Below are 19,174 nucleotides of genomic sequence, written 5' to 3' on the forward strand. Positions count from 1 at the left end.
AATCCGCCCCCACCAACACCCGGACAGAGAACACGATGAAGCAGCCGATCCGCACCCTCAAAACCCTTCCCCGCCGCCGCCCAGTGACGGACCTCGGTGCCGGCCAGCACCGCGGACAGCCCGCCACCGAACGCCCCTCCGCCCTGGACGCCCCCGGAAACGGCCGCCACCGCCGCACCGAGACCCCCGCTCTCCCCGCGACCGCCTGACCGCCCCCGTGCGAGCCCACCCCGCGAGGCCGACCAGGCCCCGCGCCGCGCACGCACAGTGCCGCCCAGCACAGACGCCTCCCCACGCGCCACGGCCGTGGCCAACCGGGTGAACAACACCGCCAACCCCCGCCTGCGCACCGAGCGACACGGGCACACCACCGCCCGACCGGCCCACGCCCCGCCACGGCGCGACGCCCCCGAAGAGCACGCGCCCGCACCTGCCTCTCCACAGCGGGAGCAGCCCCGGACAGCGCCCCACCCCCCCGACCCCACCGCCACCCACACCGCGGCACCGTTCGAAGAGCACGAGGCGACACGCCGGCGACCCGGCCGATCAGCAGCAGCACGGGGACGCGCAGAAACAAGCCCGCGCAGCCGGCGGCGCCACCGAGCGAGGAGTCGACGCGGTCCGACAGCCCGCCCGCCAGCGGCCGCACGATCACACCGAACACGACCAGCGCCAGGGACTCGCCGAAGTGGAATCCACCCGCCAGACGGCCCGGCATACAGGACACCAGCCTGCAGCCCGAGACGCCGAAGATCTGAACGAGGCCCCTGCACAAGCAGCAGCACCCTCCACCGCCCCCTGACCATGCCGCATATCGGCACCTTCGGCCGCTCGCGCCCCTGATCAGCGGCCTCCACAGGCTCCCGGCCGCACAAGCGGGTCTCCTCGGGCTTCGTCCACGGCTAGAGGCCGATGATGCGCATCGGGCCCGCGATCAGGCAACGGCAGGGCGCCAACCCCAGGACACCAGGTCGTCGTACACCGGGCGCAACTCGCCGGCCCGGGCGGTCACGGCCCTCTCGCCCCACTGCGCCCGCTCCCGCGCGTCCCCGAGTGTCCGCCCCAGCCAACCGATACAGGCCCTCACCTCCGCCCCGATCAGTTCCCGCAGCAGCCGCCCGGTATCCCGCGGACCAACTCAAACCCACCGGCCGAACGCAATGACTCACACAGGCCATGCCGGAACAGGACCACCCCGCACCCCGACGATCAGTCGTCGAGGCGCGCCCCCAGTGCCCGCAGGGCGGAGTCAGCGAACCGGGCCGCAACCCGCCCGACCGACCAGCCAACGCCGAGCAGGTCCATGATCGCCCGCTCGCCGAACAGGATGACCCATACAAGGACGGCATAGTCGAGGTCTATGCCCGGACAAACCCCATCCTCGACCAGCTCGGACACGACCGGGGCCAGGACGTCGCAGAGCGCCGACGTGACCGGCTCCCCCGCGTGCACCTGAGTGAGAAACCCGATCGGGCTCCGGATGTGGATGACCGCGCGCCCCCATCCCGCCGCGAGCCTCGTCCAGCGACGGCAGACCTCCTCGAAACGGCCCCTGCCGCGAACCGTCGCCGCAACGGCGGCGGCGAGCAGTGCGGTGGCGCCGAAGGCAGTGAGCGCGACGGTGAACCCGGCCGTGAGCAGGGCCTGGAAGGCGAGGCTGCCCAGGCCAAAGCCGGTGAAGAGGGCGAAGACGTTCAGGCCCATGGCCTGGCTGCGGTGGCCGGGCAGGTCGGTGACAATGCCGCCCAGGGGTGGCTGGGTCATGTCGTAGCCGAGCGACAGCGCGGTGAGGATCACCGCAACGGCGGGGAGGGGCGAGTCGGTGGCCAGCAGCAGCGCGCATGCGGCGGCCAGGGCCACGCCGGTGGGGATGATGCGGGCGCGGCCGTAGCGGTCGGCCAGGTGGCCGATGACTGGGCCGAGCAGAAAGCCGGGGATGCCGTAACCGAGCAGCGCGAGCCCGACGCCGACCGGCCCGAGTGTGAACCGCTGGACCAGATACAGCCCGAGCCAGGTGTAGATGCCGGAGTGCAGCACCGCGTTGAGCAGCACGTAGGCGTAGGTGCGCTGGCCGCGGGCGGTGTGCAGCAGGCGCCGGTAGCCGACGGCGACCGCGGCCAGCGGCGGGAACGTGGCGGGTCGAGGCGTGCTGGGCAGGACGCGGGCGGCCAAGGCCACGGCCAGCAGGAGGGCGCCGCCGGTGGCGGCGGCCTGGAACAGGCCGGGCCAGCCGATGGCGGGCTCGGCCAGGGCACCGGCGCTGGAGCCGACCGCGATGCCGCCGGCCATGCCGCCGAACAGCCAGCCCAGCGCCTTCCCATGCAGTTGGGCGGGTCTGACGGCCTGCCATGCCTCGACGGCCTTGCCCACGAGTGGGTCGACGGGCTTGGTGAACGCGGTGCCGGTCTTGTGGGTGGGGACGTCCAACAGGCAGACCGCATCGCGGGCAAGGACTTCGCCCGAGTCACCGGGGATGGGCAGGCCGTCGTGCTGCCAGCGGATGCAGCCCACCCGCAGCCGGGCGATCTCGTCACTGCGCTGGCCGGCGAAGAGCCAGGTCAAGGTGATGGCCCGGATCAGCTCGACCGGGTAGGTGCGGCTGTCCGAGGTCGGCAGGTCACCTGGTTCGAGGTTCAGGCCGGCCCACAGCAGTTTGGCCCAGATGCCCTCGGCTATCACTCGTGGGTCCGGGCCCATCAACCCGCGGACGCTTCGTGGGGTCCGCAAGGGCGTGGGCGGGGTCGAAGCGCCGTGGGGTCCACTCCCATTCGTGGAGGTCACGGAAGAACGCGCGGGGGACCTTGAGGTAGCCGGACTTCGACTGCGCGGTAAGCGGTTTGCCCAGGCGTCCTTGCGAGTGCATGCCGTGGGTCCACTGGGAGAAGTCGCCGACGGACATCCGGTCGACCGCCGCGACCCAGGACGCGCAGGTCTGGCGGGTCCACTGGCCCGGTTCGGTGACCTCGGGGTGCTCGGCGGCCAGCCAGCGGCCGATCTTGGCGAGCACGCTGCGGTAGCTCCTACGGATCTTCGGGGTCAGCGTCGAGGTCGCGTACCACCGCTCGACCCACCCCGCCCCACCGCTCGGCACTCCCTCCATCGCCGCCGGCCCGGCTGCGGGGCCCGACCTCGGCGGGTCCGCGTGGCCGAGCGCCGCGACCGCCCGGTGGACGCCGTGCAGGTCATTGCCCCACTGCCCGCCCATCGCCGGGCTCTCACGTAGTTCGGCCAGGGCCTCGGTGGACAGGTCCTCCAGCCGCGGGCTGCGGTTCAACAGCAGCACCTGGCAGGCCGCCGCCTCCAGCTTCTGGGCACTGCGGCGATACCCCCAGTCGGCCAGCACCGTGGAGATCTGCTCGACAGCCGCGTCCACGGGCCCGGTCCCGAACACCCGGCGGGCCAGGCTCGGCCGCATGAACCGTCCGAGCCGCTCGAAGGCCGTGAACTCGCCGAGCAGGTAGGCATAGGCGATCAGGAACGGCCGGGCGTTGGGGCCGATCTGCCCGCCCCATTGGCGCCGAAACTCGGCGCCATCGGCGTTGATCAGGTCGGCCCAGTCCTGCACCGACCAGCCCCAGAAGGCCCTGCGGAGCTCGCCGCTGCGGAGGAGCACGAGTCCTGCCGCATCGCGTGCGTACCGGCGCTGATGGCGGTCGTCCGGTGGCCAGTGCAGGGCAGCAAGGACATCAGCGAGTGGCCGGACCAGCCGGGCGGCCGGTCGCAGAGGCAGGAGGTCCGCAGCCAGGTCGTGGCGGCGAATCTCATCGATGCTGCAGTTCCGCAGGGCCTCCGCCTCGGCTTCGGTGAGCAGGCCGCGTCGGTCAAAGCGGAGGAGGTCGACCGGCCATGCCCAGAAGGGTGCGGCCGTTGGGCTCGGCTGGGCGGTCACTGGGCGACCGTCCCTGTGCTTTGGGCGGACCGGGTGAGCATGTCCACGCGCCAGGAGTGAATCTGCTGCATGCCGCGGTTCAGCTTCTCCGTCAGGTCCCGGCCGGACAGGTGTATGTAGGTCAGTGTCGACTCGGTGCTGCGGTGGCCGGCGACGTGGCGATCGCGTGCAGTTCCCAGCCCATCCTCGCCAGGTCGGTCAAGCACAGGTGTCGGGTGGTGTGTGTCGAGAAGCGTGGCAGGTCAGCGGTGAGGGCGACGCGCCGGACCACCTTGGACCAGGTCCACAGGGTCAGCGGCTGGCCGTAGTTGCGGCGCGACTCCGACAGGAACAGCAGGCCGCGGGCCCTGCTGATCGTGGCCCGGTGCGCGAGATAGCTGGACAGCAGGACCCCGGTCGCGGCCGAGTACGGAACGACGCGCTCGCGCCGGGTCTTCGTCGTCTCCGCGCGGACCCGCAGGGTCCGGTGGGCGGGGTCGAGGTCGTCGGTCCGCAGGGAGCACAAGGGCGATGACCCGGAGACCGTACTGCTCGGCGGCGGCAGCTGCATCGTCTCCCCACTGGGCGAGGTCCTGGCCGGGCCACTACGGCATGATGAGGGCATTCTCACGGCCGAACTGGACCTCGGCGAGATCGTCCGCAGCCGCTTCGACTTCGACGTGACGGGCCACTACGCCCGGCCGGACGTCTTCAGTCTCAGCGTCGACGAAACGCCCCGGCCGACCGTGGACGGACACCAGAGGTTGCCTCAAAGGCAAAGCTTTTGCCTCTGAGGCACTTGGCCGCCTATATCTGGTCATGACACGCCGTCCTCCGGATACGGACGGGGTGTCGCCCCCTCATTCTCGTGCAGCACAGCCGGGTCGCGATCCGATGGCGGCCGACAGGTCGGCGGGCGCCGACCAGTTGAAGGATGCCGTCGGGGCAGAGCCGACTGCGCTTCACGTGCCCGCCGTCGATCTCCAGTGGTGTGCTCCGCCTCGATGGCTCCCTTCGCCTGCCCGACACCTACCGCCCGGGAGAACCTGCCGTGAGCCGAACTCGCGTACTCGTCAACGCCGACTGGGTCGAGGCCCACCTCGACGACCCCGGCGTCGTTCTCGTCGAGGTCGACGAGGACACCGCCGCCTACGACAAGAACCACATCCGAGGCGCCTTGCGCATCGACTGGCGACAGGAACTCCAGGACCCGGTTCGCCGCGACTTCGTGGACCAGGCCGGCTTCGAGGCGCTGCTCTCGGCCAAGGGCATCGCACGCGAGGACACCGTCGTCCTGTACGGCGGCAACAACAACTGGTTCGCCGCTTTCGCCTACTGGTACTTCAAGGTTTACGGCCACCAGGACCTACAGCTTCTCGACGGCGGACGCAAGAAGTGGGAGCTCGACGGCCGCGAGCTCGTCTCCGAGACCGTCTCCCGCCCGGCCACCGTCTACACCGCCTCCGCCCCGGATGATTCGGTGCGCGCTCTGCGTGACGAGGTGCTCAAGTCGATCGGTTCGCAGAACCTGGTCGACGTCCGCTCCCCCGAGGAGTTCTCCGGCAAGCTCAGCGCCCCGGCCCACCTGATCCAGGAGGCGGCCCTCCAGCGCGGCCACATCCCCACGGCGGTCAACGTTCCGTGGTCCAAGGCGGCCAACGACGACGGCACGTTCAAGTCCGACGAGGAACTCGCCGCCCTGTACGCAGCGGTGGACACCGAGCGCGACACCATCGTGTACTGCCGCATCGGCGAGCGCAGCGCGCACACCTGGTTCGTCCTGAGCGAGATCCTCGGCCGCCCGAACGTCAGGAACTACGACGGATCGTGGGCCGAGTACGGCTCCCTGGTCGGTGTTCCGATCTCCCTGCCCACCGCCGACTAGCGCGCCGATGAGGCGGCCCCTGCCCGAGTCGCCTCATCCGATGCCGAAGGAGTGACACACATGGCCGACCGGCCGACATCCCAGCCGCCCGGACCGCGAGCCACCACCACGGGCGTTTCAGGCGACCTCGGCCTGGTGTCCGTCCGCTCACCCGGGACGGCGCGTTCATCGTGTGGGGACGACGCGTCTGCCGGCACAGCGCGCAGGCGGCGGTCCGAGGGGCAGTGGGCCCTGGGCGAGACGGACCCGCTCAACCCGAATGAGCGCTTCAAGCAGGACGACGACGGCCTCAATGTGCGCTCCCGCATCGAGGACGTGTACGCCTCCGCCGGTTTCGGCAGCATCGACCGGGAGGACCTGCACGGTCGGATGCGATGGTGGGGGCTCTACACCCAGCGCCGGCCCGGCATCGACGGCGGCAGGACCGGCAGCCTGCAACCCCACGAACTCGACGACGAGTACTTCATGATGCGCGTCCGCGTCGACGGCGGACGGCTCACCACCGAGCAGCTCCGCACGATCGGCGAGGTGTCACGCGACTTCGCCCGTGACACCGCCGACCTCACCGACCGGCAGAACGTCCAGTTGCACTGGGTGCGCGTCGAGGACGTCCCGGAGATCTGGCGGCGCCTGGAAGCGGTGGATCTGACCACCGCCCAGGCCTGCGGGGACACCACCCGGGTGTTCCTGGGCAGCCCGGTCGCCGGTGTGGCGGCCGACGAGATCATCGACGGCAGCCCGGCCATCCAGGAGATCCACGAGCGCTGGGTCGGCGATCCCGCCTTCTCCAACCTGCCGCGCAAGTTCAAGACCGCGATCAGCGGCTCGCCTCTGCAGGACGTCGCCCACGAGATCAACGACATGTCCTTCGTCGGAGTGCGCCACCCGGAGCTCGGACCCGGATTCGACGTCTGGGTCGGCGGCGGACTGTCGACCAACCCGATGCTGGCACAGCGCCTCGGAGTCTTCGCGACGCTGGAGGAGGTGCCGGAGATCTGGGCCGGCGTCGTCTCCGTGTTCCGCGACTACGGATACCGGCGTCTGCGCAACCGGGCGCGGCTGAAGTTTCTCGTCGCGGACTGGGGCATCGAGCGGTTCCGCCAGGTTCTTGAACAGGAGTACCTGAAGCGCAGGTTGACCGATGGGCCCGCGCCCCCCGCACCGACGGGGCCGCGCGACCATGTCGGCGTCCACCGCCAGCGCGACGGCCGCTACTACGTCGGCGCCTCACCTGTGGTCGGCCGGACCCCGGGAACGATGCTCATCGCCCTGGCCGACCTCGCCGAGGCACACGGGGCCCGGCGCGTACGCACCACACCCCACCAGAAGATCCTGCTCCTCGACGTGGCCGAAGACGCGGTGGAAAGCCTGGTCGAGGGCCTTGAGGCGATCGGCCTGGACGCACGGCCGAGCACGTTCCGCCGCAACACCATGGCCTGCACCGGCATCGAGTTCTGCAAGCTGGCGATCGTGGAGACCAAAGCCAGGGCGGCAACCGTCATCGAGGAACTCGAACGACGCCTGCCCTCCTTCGACCAGCCCCTCACCATCAACGTGAACGGCTGCCCCAACAGCTGCGCACGGACGCAGCTCGCCGACATCGGCCTCAAGGGGCAGCTCGTCCTCGACTCAGAGGGGCGCCAAGTCGAGGGATTCCAGGTCCACCTGGGCGGCGCCGTCGGAATGAATGCCCGCTTCGGCCGCAAACTCCGCGGCCACAAGGTCACCGCCGAGGAACTGCCCGACTACATCGAACGTCTCGTGCGGCGTTTCGACCTCGCCCGCGGCGACGGGGAGACCTTCGCCACATGGGTCGCCCGCGCGGCGGAAGAAGACCTCACGTAGCACTCCGCCAACGGTCAGGCATCCGGGCGCAGCCGCACCTGTAGTCAGCAGGTGCGGCTGCGCCTTTGTGCACGCCAAGAACTTGATTCCCGCGGGCCGACGGCAAGTCAAGGTGCCCTTTCGAGCGCGGATTTGCCTCTGAGGCAACTCCCCGTACACGGTCACTCACTCGAAGTGAGGAGCATGTAACGCCGCCTTATTCCGGATGCCTCGGTTCGGTAATCGCTCCTGGCTGAAGTTGTCCTCACAAGCAGCGGCGAGGTGTCAAGGCCTCGGCGCCTCGCATGGAGGACTTCATGCCTGAGATCTATTTCCATGTGCGCTGGCCCGATGGCGTGACCCAGCGCTGCTACTCCCCCTCCACGGTGGTCGAGGACTACTTCGTGGCCGGCCGCGAGTACGAGCTCACCGACTTCGTGGAGCGCAGCCGCACGGCGCTCGGTATCGCCGGTGAGCGGGTGAAGGAGAAGTTCGGCTTCTACTGCACCGGCGCCTCCGACCAACTCGCGCAGATCGAGCGGACCGCCGCCGTCTACGCGGTCGCCGACGGGGCCAAGGTCACCGTCGAGTCCCTGGTCAACGCAGACGGGAGCACGCGATGAACCCCACGCCAAGGCTGGCCGGAGCCCTCCCCCACAGCGTGAAGGGCATGGGAGGCACCCCCCTCCCGGTGGCCGTGATCGGCGGCGGACAGGCCGGTCTGTCGGTCAGCTACCACCTGCGTCAACGAGGCATCGACCACATCGTGATCGAGGCGAATCGGGTCGGCCACGAGTGGCGCGAGCGCCGCTGGGACTCCTTCTGCCTGGTGACGCCGAACTGGCAGTGCAAACTGCCGGGCTTCCCCTACCAGGGCGACGATCCGGACGGGTTCATGGTCCGGGACGAGATCAATCAGTATCTCCAGGACTACGTGGCCTTCTTCCGGCCGCCGCTGGTGGAGGGCGTATCCGTGACCGGGCTGCGGCGCGCCGCCGACGGCCTCTTCGAAGTGGCCACCACGGAAGGCGAGTTCACTGCCGAACACGTGGTGGTGGCCACCGGTCCGTACCACGCCCCGTCCATCCCGCGGATGGCCGAGCGGCTGCCCTCCCACGTCGAGCAGATCCACTCCTCCCGTTACCGCAACGCGGACCAACTCCCCGAGGGCGGCGTCCTGGTGGTCGGTACTGGTCAGTCCGGTTGCCAGATCGCCGAAGACCTGCATCTGGCCGGGCGGCAGGTCCACCTGGCCGTCGGCAGCGCGCCCCGCGTCGCCCGCTTCTACCGCGGCCGGGACTGTGTGGCCTGGCTCGACGACATGGGGCACTACGCGAAGAACATCGACGAGTTCGACGACGCCGGTGCCGTCCGGATGCGGGTCAACCACTACGTCACCGGGCGCGACGGCGGCCGCGACATCGACCTGCGGGCGTTCGCCCGGGACGGCATGCGCCTGTACGGGCGGCTGACCGGGATCGACGGTGCGGCGCTGGAGTTCGCGGACGACCTGAAGGTCAACCTGGACCGGGCCGACGCGGTAGCCGAGGGCATCAAGGACGCCATCGACGCCCACATCTCCGCGCACGGGCTCCACGCCCCCGAGGAGGCACGGTACGTACCGGTGTGGGAGCCCTCCGGGCACGTGGCCGAACTCGATCTGGCCGAGGCGGGTATCACCTCCGTCGTCTGGGCCACGGGCTTCACCCGCGATCACCGGTGGATCGAGATACCCGTCTTCGACGGCCGCGGCTACCCCATGCACTGGCGCGGCGCGACGAGCACGCCCGGCCTGTATTTCCTGGGTCTGCCCTGGCAGTACTCGTGGGGCTCCGGCCGCTTCGAAGCGGTGGGCCGGGACGCCGAGTTCCTCGCCGGCCACATCGACACCAGCCGCCGCCTCGCCGACGTGTGCGGCGCCCTCACCGGAGTGCCGGCCTCCGTCGCCTCCGCCGTTCCCCTGGGCTGACAGGAACCACAGTCATGGTCTACGACGCACACCGCCACATCGGCGTCCTGCCCGCCTACCCGTTCTACGGCGGACCGCCCGTCAACCCGGACACCACCGCCCGCGCGACCGTCAAGCAGCTCGTCGCCGACCTCGATGACGAGGGCACCGAACGCGCCCTGGTCATCCCCAACTACGGCGTCCCCGACCCCGCCATCGCCTTCTCCTTCAACGAGCTGGCGATCGAGGCGGCCCAGAGCGACGACCGCATCCGGGCCGGCCTGTGGGTGTCCCCACGCCTCGAGGACACCGAACGCACCGAGCAGGCCCTCGCCCTTGCGGGAGAGGACGGCGTACGAGCCCTGAAGCTCAGCTTCCTGCTCGGCGGCCGCCCCACGGACCCGGCCTGCCGCCCGCAACTGGACCGGATCTTCCGGACGGCACAGGAGCACGGGCTGGTCGTCCATGTCCACACCTCCCCGGGCGCCGCGTCCGACATCGACGAGGTCGGCAACCTCGTCGACTGGTACGCCGACCAAGTCCCCGTCCACCTCGTGCACTTCGGCGGCGGGATGAGCGGTCACATCAAGCTCGTCGGCTCGCGCTTCTTCGACTGGATCGAGTCCGGCAAGCGCGTCTACACCGACCTCTCCTGGGCCATCGGCTTCACACCGCGCTGGCTGGCCCAAGAGATCGAGCGCCGCGGCATCGGCCACGATCGGGTGCTCTTCGCCAGCGACCAGCCGTGGGGCGACTTCACGGGCGAGTATGCCCGCCTCGCCGAAGCGACCGGCGGCGGCGAACTCAGCGAACTCGTCTTCAGGGACACCTTCGCCACGCTCTACGACTGACCGGCCCCACCCCCTTTCCGTACCAAGCAAGTACCGAGCAAGGAGACAGCCATGTCCGAAACCGCCTCCGCCGCAGAACTCACCGACGTCGAGCAGAAGTCCCTGAACGAGATCCCGCACCCCTCCCTGCCCGAGGGCTCCAGCATCTACGGCTCCACCAAGGTCTTCCCCGACTACCAGGCCGAGAACGGCGAGAGCTACTTCACCCTGGTCCACGGCATCGCCCACGAGTCGTCCGTGTCCTTCGTGGCCGTCCTGCAGGCCACCCGCGCGCTGCGCAAGGGCTTCGACGCCGCCATCTACTTCTACGGCCCCGGCTCCCTCAACTGCCTTGCCACCCGAGGCTTCCCGACCGTCGGCAACTCCGCCTTCCCCGGCGAGCACAACATCAACAACCAGCTCAAGACGTTCATCGCCGAGGGCGGCAAGGTCTACTGCTGCCGCTTCGGACTGTCCCTGCACGGCGCCCGCGAGGAGGACCTCATCGAGGGCGTCATCCCCACCCACCCCCTCGACGTCCAGGACGCGCTGATCCACTACGCGCGCAAGGGCGCCATCATCAACTCCACCTACCAGCTGTAAGGGGCACGCCGTGAGCGTTGGCACCGAGCCGACAGTGACAGAGCGTACGGCGGTGGACGTGCGGATCATGACCCGCACCGAACTCGCCCTGCGCGGCATCCGTCAGGACGTTGAGGTCGAACGGCCGGACGGCGCGGGCCCCAGCGACGACGGACACGTCCTCGTCGACGGCGCCAACGCCGCACTTCCCCGCAACCCCGACAGTCCCTACACGGTCCGCGACGGCAAGGTCTGGCTCGGCGACGAGACCGGAGCCCTTACCGACACCGGGCTCTCCGTCACCCCCGTACGACGGCCCAGGTTCTACGACCTGACGACGGCCGACGGCACCCGGTACGAGCAGATCGCCCGGCTGCACGGCTCCGATGTCCTGGCCACCTCCGTCGTCCAGACTTGCATCCGCTACGCCGAGGCCGATCGCTGCCGCTTCTGCACCATCGAGGAGTCCCTGCGCTCGAGCGCCACCGTCGCCGCCAAGACCCCGGCGCAACTCGCCGAAGTCGCCGAGGCGGCGGTCCGGCTGGACGGCGTGCAGCAGATGGTGATGACCACGGGCACGACCACCGGCCCGGACCGGGGTGCCCGCAATCTCGTCCGTTCGGTGCGCGCCGTCCTCGAAGCGGTTCCCGGACTGCCCATTCAGGTCCAGTGCGAGCCGCCCGGGAACCTCGCGTGGATCCGTGAACTGCACGACGCCGGTGCCACCGCCATCGGCATCCATGTCGAGTCCCTCGACGACGAGGTACGGCGGCGCTGGATGCCTGGCAAGTCGACCGTCCCGATGGCCGAGTACGAGGCCGCGTGGGACGAGGCGGTGCGGGTCTTCGGGCCGAACCGGGTCTCCACCTATCTGCTCGTCGGTCTCGGCGAGGATCCGGATGAGCTCATCGCGGGAGCAGGGAAGTTGATCGACAGGGGGGTGTACCCGTTCGTCGTTCCGTTCCGACCGATGCGTGGCACGCTCGCCGCCCGCGACGGGGTCGGGGCCCCGAGCGCGGAACTGCTGCGGTACGTCACCGAAGGCGTCGCCGCGAAACTGCGCGCGGCCGGGATGAGCGGCGCCGACCAGAAGGCCGGCTGCGCGGCCTGCGGGGCGTGCAGCGTGCTCAGGACGGCAGGCGGGTGACGATGTACCTCGACGGATCCACCGCACCGCCGGCGGCCGACCGTCCGGTCGACGTCCTGGCGCTGCTCGGAGACCGCAGCACCCTGGCGCGACAGCCCCTCTTCCACATCGAACAGGCATGTTCCGCAGCCGAATTGTCCGACTATCGGCGCCTGCGCCGAGAGGCCTTCGTCCACGAACAGGGGCTCTTCACCGGCCATGACCTGGACGACCGGGACACCGACCCCCGCACCCTCGTCCTGGTCGCCAAGGACGAGGACGGCACCGTGGTGGGCGGCGTACGCCTCGGGCCGGTGGACGACGGTCCCGACATCGGCTGGTGGCAGGGCGGACGCCTCGTCGTGGCCCGCCGGGCCCGCGGCCCGCACAGCATCGGCGCGGCACTGGTCCGGGCGGCCTGCGCCCGCGCGGAGGCCGAAGGAGTCCTGCGTTTCGACGCGACCGTTCAGGCCCGCAATGAAGTCCTCTTCAAGCGGCTCGGCTGGTGCTCCGTACGCGAGATCGAGGTCGCGGACGCGCCGCACATGCTGATGCGCTGGCCGATCGGCCGGATCGCGGCACAGGCGGCGGCCGCCAAGTCCGCACTCGGGCCGCTCCTCGCGGCCCTCCACGGATCGGCGACCCACGCCCGCGGTCAGGACCCGGCCGGCGGGGCCCTGCGCGAAAACGCGCGGGCCGCCTTCGGCGGGCCCGGATTCGTCGGCGACGACGGCGCCCCCGTCCCGGGCACCGATGTGATCGCCGCGTGCGACGCGATCGTGCCGTCAATGGTCGAACGGGACCCGGGCTGGGCGGGCTGGTGCTCGGTCCTCGTCAACATCAACGACCTTGCCGCGATGGGCGCCTCGCCGATCGGCCTGCTCGACGCCGTGGGCGCCAAGGACGCGGCGCATGCCGCGCGGGTCCTCGACGGGCTCGGCCGGGCGGCACAGGCGTACGGTGTGCCGGTCCTGGGCGGGCACACTCAACTCGGTGTACCCGCGGCGCTGTCCGTTACCGCGCTGGGCCGGACGGACCACCCGGTGCCGGGCGGCGGCGGACGGCCCGGACACTCGGTGCGGCTCACCGCCGACCTCGGCGGCGGCTGGCGCACCGGCTACCGGGGCCGCCAGTGGGACTCGACCACCCATCGCCGTATGGACGAACTGCGCGCCATGACCGGCGCGGTGGCTGCCGCCCGGCCCGCCGCGGCGAAGGACGTGTCCATGGCGGGCATCGCCGGCACTCTCGGCATGCTCGCCGAGGCGAGCGGCTGCCGCGCCGTCCTCGACGTGGCCGCCGTACCGCGCCCGAGGCCCGTGCCCATGGGTGACTGGCTCACCTGCTTCCCCGGCTTCGCGATGCTGACGGCCGACGAGCCGGGCGTCGCACCGCTGCCCGCCGGGCCCGCCACGGGGGCCGTGTGCGGGGAGCTGGCAGAAGGACAAGGCGTCGGGCTGCGCTGGCCCGACGGAGAGATCACAGACGCGGTTACCTCCACGGTGACCGGGATGGGGACCGCATGAGTTTCCTGAGTCAACCTCTATGCCACCAGAGGGGCGTCGGCAGTCGTGTTGATCTTGCTGTTGGCTTGATGGACGGCGGGGTCGTAGCAGGCGCCGTCGCGCCAGCAGGCCCACATCACGCGCAGCCAGGCGCGTGCCAGGATGCGGATGGCATGCGGGTGTCGCTTCTTGCGGGCCCGGGCGTCGTTGTAGATCTTGGCGGCCCAGTCGCTGCCGTGTCGGCTGTTGTCGGCGAAGGTCGTCAGCGCGAGACGCGCTCTGCGGTTGGTCGCGAAGCGGAAGGAGACAGTGCGGGCCTTGCCCGAAGCGCGGGTGACCGGGACGACGCCGGCTTCGGCGATGAGCTGTTCGCAGGTCTGGGCGCGTTCCAGGATCGGGCCGATCTCGCCGATGATCTGCCCGAGGCTGACCTTGCCGATGCGCGGCATGGTGGCGAAGAGCGGCGCGTAGGGGTGCGTCTCGGTGGCTGTGGTGATGGCCTTGTCCAGCGCGCGGATGGTGGCGCGTATGCCCTGCACGAGCTGGACCTGGACGCGGACGAGTTGTTCGACGACAGTGTCGCTGAGGCGGGAGGCGGCCTTCGGGGCGGAGCGCAGGCGTTCGATCAGGACGCTGCCGGGCTTCTTCCCGGAGTACCCGTGGCGCTTGCACCAGGCTTCGAGGCGTCCGGCGGTGAACTTGGCGGCGGAGGTCGGGGTGGGGTAGCGCTCCAGAAAGGCCATGGCGATGTCGCTGTCGAGTTCGTAGAAGACAGCCTTGCCACCGGGCCAGTGCTCGTCCAGCAGGGCGGCGAGCTGGTTGACGGCGGCGACCTTGGCCTCGATGTGGTCGGCGCGCTGCCGGGTGAGGGCCTGGAGGCCGAGGGTCGCCTGTTCGGTGGGTTCCAGCCGGGGCAGCATGTGCCCGTCTGTGCGCAAGTAGTCGGCGAGCTTCATGCTGTCGCCGGCGTTGGTCTTGGCCTTGGAGGCACCCCAGCGCGCCCGCATCGCGTTGAAGGCGTTGGGGTGGACCGGCACGACGGGGTGGCCGGCGGCGAGCAGTCGGTCGACGGCCAGACCGCGGCTGGTCTCGATGGCCACGGGCAGATCCGCCGGGTCTCCGTGCTTGCGCAGCCGGGTCAGGGTCTTGGCGAACCCTTCCTCGGTGTGGGCGAGTTCCCACCGGTCGATGCGCTTGCCGGTGGCGTCCATGACGGTCACGTCATGGGTCTCGGTCGCCCAGTCCCATCCGATGAACACGTGCGTCGTACTCCAAGGCGGTTCGAGGAGCACCTGCCCGGTGGTGAGGTCGTCTGCCGGGAGCTCATTAATCGGCCCTCTGCGGGGCGTGTCCCTGAAGCCGATCAGACGGCCTCGGCCCGGCGGGGCTGGCGGAACTCACGCAGGCCGTCAAGCGGCTCGCACCCATGGCCATGCACCCACCGGGACCGAGAGGCCACAACCCTACTCGTGAGGGCTGCAGAAGGGATGGTCCTCTAATGAGCACCCTTCGCATGGCGGCCGCCGCCGCCGAGTTCGGCCGCGACCTCGAAGAGGACTTCGCCATCGCCGAGCGGCTGATCAAGGAGGCCCGGGCCGACGGCGTACGCCTGCTCGCGCTGCCCGAAGCCTGTCTCGGCGGCTATCTGCTCAGCCTCGACAACGACACCGCGCTGGACGAGGGCCCGCCCGCGCTCGCTCTCGACGGCCCCGAGATCCGCCGGCTGGCCGCGCTGGCGGGCGAGATGACCGTCGTCGCCGGTTACTGCGAGGCCGGCACGGACGGACGGCGCTACAACAGCGTCGTGTGCGTCAACGGTGACGGCGTTCTCGGCAACCACCGAAAGGTTCACCAGCCGCTCGGCGAGGACGCCAGCTACGCCTCCGGCGACCGCTTCCACGCCTTCGACACGCCGGTCGGCCGGATCGGCATGATGATCTGCTATGACAAGGCGTTCCCGGAGTCGGCGCGCGCCGTCGCGCTGGACGGTGCCGAGATCGGCGTGGTTGTCTCGGCCTGGCCGGGCGCGCGGACCAACGCCACCACCGATCTCGCGGGCGACCGCTGGAAGCGGCGCTTCGACCTGTTCGACCGGGCCCGCGCGCTGGAAAACCAGATCGTGTGGGTCTCCGCCAACCAGGCGGGCACGTTCGGGTCGCTACGCTTCGTCGGCAGCGCCAAGGTCGTCGACCCCGGCGGTGAAATACTGGCGGACACCGGTGTCGGCGCGGGCCTGGCGGTTGCCGAACTCGACGTCGCCCAGGCCCTGGAGACCGCCCGCCGCGCCATGGGCCACCTGCGCGACCGGCGCCCGGAAACCTACACATACGCAGGAGCAGTCAGCGCATGAGCACGATCCGGATCGCGGCCGCCGCCGCCCACTTCGGCCGCGACCTGGAGTTCGACCTGGCCCGCATCGCCAAACTCATCGATGACGCCCGCAGGTCGGGCGCCGGGCTGCTCGTGCTCCCCGACGCCGCGCTCGGCGGCTATCTCGCCGATCTGCGCCACCCCGACCCGGAAGCGCTTCCCCCGGCCCTCAAGCCCGACGACCCGCTGATCCTCCAAGTCGCCCGCCTGGCCGCCGAGATGGTGATCTGCGTCGGCTACTGCGAGGACGGCGGCGACGAACACTACAACGCGGCCGTCTGCGTCAGCGGCGACGGAATCCTCGGCCGCCACCGCAAGGTCCACCTCCCCGCCGGGGAAACCGCCGCCTACACACCCGGCGACCGCTTCGACGCCTTCGACACCCCCGTCGGCCGCCTCGGCATGCTTATCGACTACGACAAGACCTTCCCCGAGTCCGCCCGCTCCCTCGCCCTGGACGGCGCCGAGATCCTCGCCTGCCTCTCGGCCTGGCCCACCAGCATCACCAACCGCGCCCCGCGCATGGCCCAGGACCGCCAGGCCAAGCTGTTCGACCTGTACGACCAGGCGCGCGCCGCCGAGAACCAGGTCGTCCTCGCCTCCTCCAACCAGACCGGCGCCATGGGCGGCATGCGCTTCCTCGGCCAGTCCAAGGTCGTCGGCCCCGGCGGCGACATCCTCGCCCGCACCTGGGCCAAGGCCGGCCTCGCCGTCGCGGAAGTGGACGTGTCCGAGGAGATCGACCGCGCGCGCCGCGTCCTGCGCCACCTCGACGAGCGCCGCCCGGCGGCCTACCGGGAGAACCCATCGTGACGTACCGGGAGAACCCATCGTGAAGATCGCCCTGCTGAGCTACTCCACCAAGCCCCGTGGTGGCGTCGTCCACACCCTCGCCCTCGCCGAGGCGCTCGCCGCCGTCGGGCAGGACGTCACGGTCTGGTCGCTGGGGCGGGGCGGCGACGACGGCTTCTTCCGCGCGGTCGACCCGGATGTGCGCGTACGGATCGTGCCTTTCCCCGACGGACCCGCGGCGGAGACCGTCGGGGAACGCATCCTGCGCTCCATCGCCACCCTCCGCGACGCCTTCGACCCCACCCCGTACGACGTCGTCCACGCCCAGGACTGCATCAGCGCCAACGCGGCCGGCCGCTGCGTCCGCACCGTCCACCACCTCGACCACTTCACCACGCCCGAGCTGGCCTCCTGCCACGAGCGGGCCATCGTCGAGCCGTACGCCCACATCTGCGTCTCACGCTCGGTCGCCGACGAACTCGCGCAGGGCTGGGGCCTGAAGGCGGAGGTCATACCCAACGGCGTGGCGTACGACCGCTTCGCCGTCACCGACCCGGCGGCCCGCGTTGCCTGGCGGACCCGCCTCGGCCGCTACGTCCTCACCGTCGGCGGCATCGAACCCCGCAAGGGTTCCCTGGACCTCCTGGAGGCGTACGCGCTATTGCGTGCCGACCACCCGGACGTGCAGCTGGTGATCGCGGGTGGCGAGACCCTCTTCGACTACCGCGACTACCGCGCCCGCTGGGAGGACCGCGCGGCCGAACTCGGCGTCGAACCGGTCGTCCTGGGCCAGGTCCCCGAGGAGGATCTCTCGCCGCTCGTCGCCGCCGCGGACGCCTTCGCGTTCCCCTCCGTCAAGGAAGGCTTCGGCTTGGCCGCGATGGAGGCCCTCGCCGCCGGGGTCCCCCTGGTCGTCCGTGACCTGCCCGTCCTGCGCGAGGTCTTCGGCCCTGCGGCCCGCTTCGCCGCCACGCCCCAGGACCTGGCCGACGAACTCGGCGCGGCGCTCGCGAACGGCGACCCCGTACTCCGCGAAAGGGGCCAGCAGCTCGCCGCCGGCCACACCTGGGACGTTGCAGCCCAGCGCCACCTGGACTTCTACCGCACGCTGCCCCTCTCTGCGGACAGTGGCGCCACGCGCCTGTCCAGTTCCTCGGATGTCGCGGTACCCGTAGACGCCGGTTCGGAGAACATCCTGCCCATCGCGGACACGGACAGCGGCGCCTTCGGCGTCAGCCGCTCCAGGACTCGATAGAAGGGCAAGTTGGGCTCGGGCGCCGAGGAAGCGGCCCATCCCCGGCACCCGCAGCCCGAAGCGCGTCGAGGAGAACGCCCGCGCCACCGACCTCACCCTGACCGACGCCGACCTCTGCGCCATCGATGGGGTCCTGCCCCACGGCGGGTTCGGTGCCCGCCGCGCGGAAGGTCACGTGCCCACCTGGATCTGAGGCCCGGGCCGGCGGACCACCGTCGGGGCGACGCGAGCGTGCGGCTCCCTCCTCGCGAGGGCGGCCTCTTCGTGGACGCGGTCGCGGGACGCCTCGAAGAGGGGAATGAGGTGGTGCATGGCCGGGTCCACGGGCGCGAGGGTCAGCTCGGGGACGATGAAATCGATGACGTGCTTGCCCTTGACCATGGCCGCGCCCATGACCGTGTGCCCGATCACCACCACGTTGTCGATCCACGCCTTGAGGTTGGAGGGCACCGACAGGTTGTACATCGGAGCGCCGACCAGCAGGGCGTCCGCGGCTTCGATCTCCTCGATCAGCTCCTTGCGCTCGGCGAAGGGATGATCCGAAGTGGATCGAGCCGTTCTCTGGGCTGACCGAGTCGCAGTTCGCCAGGCTGGTGGCGTCGGGGCGGTGACGTGCAGCGCGGCCGGCCGTGGCGGCTACCACTGGAGGATCGGGTGTTGCTGATGGCGACGTACTGGCGCACGAACCTCACGTTGCGGCAGGTGGCACCGTTGTTCGGGGTTTCGAAGTCGGCGGCCGACCGCATCCTCGATCACCTCGCACCTCTGCTGGCCCTTTCGCCGGCCCGTCGGCCGCGCAAGGACACCGTCTACATCGTCGACGGCACCCTGGTGCCCACCCGCGACCGTAGCATCGCCACCTCCAGCAAGAATTACCGGTACGCGACAGGTGCTCGCGCTGAGGAGGCAGAGGCCCGGGCCTGCTCCGCCACGAGATCGGCCAGGTTGGTTGAGGAACGTCGCACGTGAGCAGACCACGGCAGTGCCGCCGGGGCTCTGCGGGTTCGGCGTGTCGGCAGCCCGCGACCGGAAAGCTACGCGCAAAGGCGGTCCGTACCCGCGCCGATCATCGACGCCCCGGCTGCCGGTCAGCGTGCCGTCAACATCTCCCGCGCCCGCTCCGGACACTGAGCGAACAGGCCGCGGCGCCACACTCAGCACCTTGTGGCCGCTGCGCAGCATCACCGCC

General features: G+C 70.6%; 18 protein-coding genes and 1 pseudogene. 14 read left to right on the forward strand and 5 right to left on the reverse strand.

Annotated features, from left to right (window positions below):
* Positions 1 to 209, forward strand: a 209-nt coding sequence (locus tag ACIBJF_RS39915; protein WP_399181490.1) for a hypothetical protein, incomplete at its 5' end; no start/stop codon positions are given.
* Positions 210 to 1,209: 1,000 nt separating this feature from the next.
* Here ACIBJF_RS39915 and ACIBJF_RS39920 read toward each other — a convergent pair.
* From ACIBJF_RS39920 to ACIBJF_RS39930, 3 genes are all read right to left on the reverse strand, one after another.
* Positions 1,210 to 2,679: an MFS transporter gene (locus ACIBJF_RS39920; protein ID WP_399181492.1), complete on the reverse strand. Its 1,470-nt coding sequence runs from the start codon at positions 2,677 to 2,679 to the stop codon at positions 1,210 to 1,212.
* The gene (locus tag ACIBJF_RS39925; RefSeq protein WP_399181494.1) at positions 2,618 to 3,889 is read right to left on the reverse strand and encodes a hypothetical protein; all 1,272 of its coding nucleotides are present in this window, start codon (positions 3,887 to 3,889) and stop codon (positions 2,618 to 2,620) included. Before ACIBJF_RS39925 ends, ACIBJF_RS39920 begins: the two co-directional genes overlap by 62 nt.
* A gap of 121 nt (positions 3,890 to 4,010) precedes the next feature.
* On the reverse strand, positions 4,011 to 4,385 hold the full coding sequence (locus ACIBJF_RS39930; protein ID WP_399181554.1) for a tyrosine-type recombinase/integrase: 375 nt from the start codon (positions 4,383 to 4,385) through the stop codon (positions 4,011 to 4,013).
* Here ACIBJF_RS39930 and ACIBJF_RS39935 point away from each other — a divergent pair.
* The 9 genes from ACIBJF_RS39935 (at position 4,267) to ACIBJF_RS39975 (ending at position 13,589) form a co-directional block, all read left to right on the forward strand.
* Positions 4,267 to 4,662 carry a nitrilase-related carbon-nitrogen hydrolase gene (locus ACIBJF_RS39935; RefSeq protein WP_399181556.1) on the forward strand — a complete coding sequence of 132 codons (396 nt, stop codon included), beginning with the start codon at positions 4,267 to 4,269 and terminating at the stop codon, positions 4,660 to 4,662. The genes ACIBJF_RS39930 and ACIBJF_RS39935 overlap by 119 nt on opposite strands.
* Positions 4,663 to 4,919: 257 nt before the next feature.
* The gene (locus ACIBJF_RS39940; RefSeq protein ID WP_399181496.1) at positions 4,920 to 5,753 is read left to right on the forward strand and encodes a sulfurtransferase; all 834 of its coding nucleotides are present in this window, start codon (positions 4,920 to 4,922) and stop codon (positions 5,751 to 5,753) included.
* A 60-nt stretch (positions 5,754 to 5,813) separates the two neighbouring features.
* Positions 5,814 to 7,598 carry a nitrite/sulfite reductase gene (locus ACIBJF_RS39945; protein ID WP_399181498.1) on the forward strand — a complete coding sequence of 595 codons (1,785 nt, stop codon included), beginning with the start codon at positions 5,814 to 5,816 and terminating at the stop codon, positions 7,596 to 7,598.
* A gap of 296 nt (positions 7,599 to 7,894) precedes the next feature.
* On the forward strand, positions 7,895 to 8,200 hold the full coding sequence (locus ACIBJF_RS39950; RefSeq protein ID WP_385420494.1) for an MSMEG_0570 family nitrogen starvation response protein: 306 nt from the start codon (positions 7,895 to 7,897) through the stop codon (positions 8,198 to 8,200).
* Between the two features lie 47 nt (positions 8,201 to 8,247).
* Positions 8,248 to 9,546, forward strand: coding sequence for an MSMEG_0569 family flavin-dependent oxidoreductase (locus ACIBJF_RS39955; protein WP_399181500.1), 1,299 nt, complete (start codon positions 8,248 to 8,250; stop codon positions 9,544 to 9,546).
* Between the two features lie 14 nt (positions 9,547 to 9,560).
* On the forward strand, positions 9,561 to 10,376 hold the full coding sequence (locus ACIBJF_RS39960) for an amidohydrolase family protein (protein WP_399181502.1): 816 nt from the start codon (positions 9,561 to 9,563) through the stop codon (positions 10,374 to 10,376).
* A gap of 51 nt (positions 10,377 to 10,427) precedes the next feature.
* Complete coding sequence (locus tag ACIBJF_RS39965) at positions 10,428 to 10,958, forward strand: MSMEG_0572/Sll0783 family nitrogen starvation response protein (protein ID WP_399181504.1); 531 nt, start codon at positions 10,428 to 10,430, stop codon at positions 10,956 to 10,958.
* A gap of 10 nt (positions 10,959 to 10,968) precedes the next feature.
* Positions 10,969 to 12,084, forward strand: coding sequence for an MSMEG_0568 family radical SAM protein (locus tag ACIBJF_RS39970; protein ID WP_399181506.1), 1,116 nt, complete (start codon positions 10,969 to 10,971; stop codon positions 12,082 to 12,084).
* The gene (locus ACIBJF_RS39975) at positions 12,054 to 13,589 is read left to right on the forward strand and encodes an MSMEG_0567/sll0787 family protein (protein ID WP_399181508.1); all 1,536 of its coding nucleotides are present in this window, start codon (positions 12,054 to 12,056) and stop codon (positions 13,587 to 13,589) included. Before ACIBJF_RS39970 ends, ACIBJF_RS39975 begins: the two co-directional genes overlap by 31 nt.
* Positions 13,590 to 13,606: 17 nt before the next feature.
* On the opposite strand, the gene ACIBJF_RS39980 is transcribed toward ACIBJF_RS39975, so the two are convergent.
* On the reverse strand, positions 13,607 to 14,827 hold the full coding sequence (locus ACIBJF_RS39980) for an IS110 family transposase (protein WP_399181510.1): 1,221 nt from the start codon (positions 14,825 to 14,827) through the stop codon (positions 13,607 to 13,609).
* 239 nt (positions 14,828 to 15,066) lie between these two features.
* Between ACIBJF_RS39980 and ACIBJF_RS39985 the strand changes: the two genes are divergently transcribed.
* From ACIBJF_RS39985 to ACIBJF_RS39995, 3 genes are read left to right on the forward strand one after another with little or no spacing between them, the layout of a single operon-like run.
* Entirely contained in the window at positions 15,067 to 15,918 is an 852-nt protein-coding gene (locus ACIBJF_RS39985; RefSeq protein WP_399181512.1) for a carbon-nitrogen hydrolase family protein, read from the forward strand.
* Complete coding sequence (locus tag ACIBJF_RS39990) at positions 15,915 to 16,751, forward strand: carbon-nitrogen hydrolase family protein (RefSeq protein ID WP_385423687.1); 837 nt, start codon at positions 15,915 to 15,917, stop codon at positions 16,749 to 16,751. The genes ACIBJF_RS39985 and ACIBJF_RS39990 overlap by 4 nt, the downstream gene beginning before the upstream one ends.
* A 19-nt stretch (positions 16,752 to 16,770) precedes the next feature.
* Positions 16,771 to 17,985, forward strand: coding sequence for an MSMEG_0565 family glycosyltransferase (locus ACIBJF_RS39995; RefSeq protein ID WP_399181515.1), 1,215 nt, complete (start codon positions 16,771 to 16,773; stop codon positions 17,983 to 17,985).
* A 171-nt stretch (positions 17,986 to 18,156) separates the two neighbouring features.
* Here the strand turns inward: ACIBJF_RS39995 and ACIBJF_RS40000 are convergent, their stop codons facing one another.
* The gene (locus ACIBJF_RS40000; protein WP_399181557.1) at positions 18,157 to 18,498 is read right to left on the reverse strand and encodes an NAD(P)H-dependent oxidoreductase; all 342 of its coding nucleotides are present in this window, start codon (positions 18,496 to 18,498) and stop codon (positions 18,157 to 18,159) included.
* Between the two features lie 35 nt (positions 18,499 to 18,533).
* Between ACIBJF_RS40000 and ACIBJF_RS40005 the strand changes: the two are divergent.
* Positions 18,534 to 18,873 (forward strand): annotated as a pseudogene (locus tag ACIBJF_RS40005) (transposase family protein); the annotation flags it as partial.
* Between the last annotated feature and the right edge of the window lie 301 nt (positions 18,874 to 19,174).

The sequence above is a fragment of the Streptomyces sp. NPDC050743 genome (assembly GCF_044456925.1).
GTDB lineage: Bacteria > Actinomycetota > Actinomycetes > Streptomycetales > Streptomycetaceae > Streptomyces.